2 protein-coding genes and 1 pseudogene are annotated in these 1,886 nt (G+C 73.4%); 2 read left to right on the forward strand and 1 reads right to left on the reverse strand.

From position 1 onward, the window contains the following. Window positions 1-179 precede the first annotated feature (179 nt). Window positions 180-722: a hypothetical protein gene (locus tag CCN51_RS51805; protein ID WP_014176667.1), complete on the forward strand. Its 543-nt coding sequence runs from the start codon at window positions 180-182 to the stop codon at window positions 720-722. A 58-nt stretch (window positions 723-780) separates the two neighbouring features. On the opposite strand, the gene CCN51_RS51810 is transcribed toward CCN51_RS51805, so the two are convergent. After that, window positions 781-1,554 (reverse strand): hypothetical protein, encoded by a 774-nt coding sequence (locus CCN51_RS51810; RefSeq protein ID WP_014176668.1) that lies wholly within the window; start codon window positions 1,552-1,554, stop codon window positions 781-783. A gap of 204 nt (window positions 1,555-1,758) precedes the next feature. On the opposite strand from CCN51_RS51810, the pseudogene CCN51_RS58960 reads away from it, so the two are divergent. Beyond that, window positions 1,759-1,886, forward strand: a pseudogene (locus CCN51_RS58960) (magnesium transporter); the annotation flags it as partial.

Raw genomic sequence — 1,886 nt, forward strand, 5'->3', positions numbered from 1 at the left:
GCCGGTGTCGGTCCGGCCGGACCGGCCGGACCGACACCGGCGGAGGTCCCGGAGCGGCTGGAACGGGCATTGGACACGGCCTCAGGGTAAGAGGCATGAGGCCCTTTCGGAACTGTCCGCCCATCTGGTGGGACGGCCGTCCGTACGGCGGTCGTCCCACCTGGCCATAGGCTGTCCGCATGACGCAGACCCCGCTGGACCGCGCCCTCATCGAGGAAGCGGCCAAGAAGTCCGCCCTCGTCTGGGTCCGTGGCGCGGCCGGCGCTCAGGCCGTCGCCGACCGCGCGCTGTGGCACGTATGGCACGAGGGCGCGGTCTGTCTGGTCGGGGACGGCCCCGGGGAGCAGCCCCTGAGCGACCTCGGTCTGGTGGACGGCGGCGCCGCCACCGTCACCGTGCGCAGCAAGGACAAGGGCGGACGGCTCGTCACCTGGCCCGCCCGGGTGGCCGAACTCGCGCCCGGCGGCGAGGCATGGACGGCCGCCGTCGACGAGCTGAAGGGCAAGCGGCTGAACGCCCCGGACACCGAGCGGATCGCCGAGCGCTGGGCCCGCGAGTGCCGGGTGCTGCGCCTGGAGCCGGCGTCCGCCCCGGTCGAGGAGCTGCCGTCCGGCTCCCTGGCCGCGCCCCCGCCGCCGAGCCCGGCCACCACCCGCCGCCCGATGCCCGCCGGGCTCCCCAAGCTGCTCGCCCGCCGGGGCCGCGCGCGCAAGGGCCGCTGAGCGCTGCGCGGCGCGGCGCGGCGCGGCGCCGGGGAACTCGCTCCGTACCGCTGGGGCGTTACGTACCGCTGGGGATCTGCTGTCCGTAGTCCACGACATCGCCCTTGGCGGGCGCGGCCAGCGTGAAGTCCTTGTCCCAGTCGGCGAGCCGGATGACTCCCGCGCGGCCCGCCCGCTCCAGCCGCAGCGGATACGGCGTGCCCTCCAAGGACACGTCGAGCGCCCCGCCGCTGCCCTCGCCGCCGCGGATCCGGATGGTCCGTACGCCGCCGACCTTGCTGCGGTCGCCCGTGGAGATCTCCCCGTGCAGGCTGAGCAGCCCGTCGAGCAGCAGGGTCTTGTCCGTCAGTCCGCTGAGCTGTTTGTACGAGGGGTCGCCGGCCGGGATCTTCACGTACTTGTCGTCGAGCTTTTTTGCGGCGGCGGCGTCGCCCGCGCTCTGTCCGCCCCCGCTCTGGCCGCTGCCCCCGCCGCCCTCGCTCTTGTGCGTCCAAAAGCCCGCGTCGGCCTTGAGGTAGAGGTCCTTGCCGACGCGCAGCAGCTGGAAGGTGCTGCCCTCGGCGGAGACCTGGCCGGTGCCGCCGTCCGCCTTGAGGCGCATGTCGACCTTGTAGGTGCGCCCCTTGGTGACGAGCTCGCCGGACAGACGTACCGCCTCGGCGGCCCCGGCGGCCTTCTGGGCTCTGGCCTCGATCTTCGCGGCGGTGAGCTTGCCCACGCCGTTGGTGCCCGCGTCGGGGTCCTCGCCGCCGCCGTCGCCGCCACATCCGGCGAGCGCCGCGGCCAACCCCGCGCACATCGCCGCCACGACAGCTGGGTTCCGGGTCCGCACGTCTGCTCTGCCTCCTGAAGCCGGTGCAGGGGCAGCGTACCGGTGCTGTCCAGGGGTGCCGCCCCGGCGGCAGGGCAGGGCCGGGCGCGCTAGCCTGAACCCGGCATTCAAAGCGATAGCCATATACGACCACATACAGCTCTGAAACCGGCATAAGACATTCGGTATCGGCAGAAGAGCCCATGACACAGGGAGGCGCATGACATGCCCGCAGGCGCCCCCAGGGTGTTCGTCTCGCACCTCGCGGGTGTTCCCGTCTTCGACCCCAACGGCGATCAGGTGGGCCGGGTCCGCGACCTGGTGGCCATGCTGCGCCTGGGCGGCCGGCCGCC

The organism is Streptomyces milbemycinicus, assembly GCF_002154605.1.
GTDB lineage: Bacteria > Actinomycetota > Actinomycetes > Streptomycetales > Streptomycetaceae > Streptomyces > Streptomyces milbemycinicus.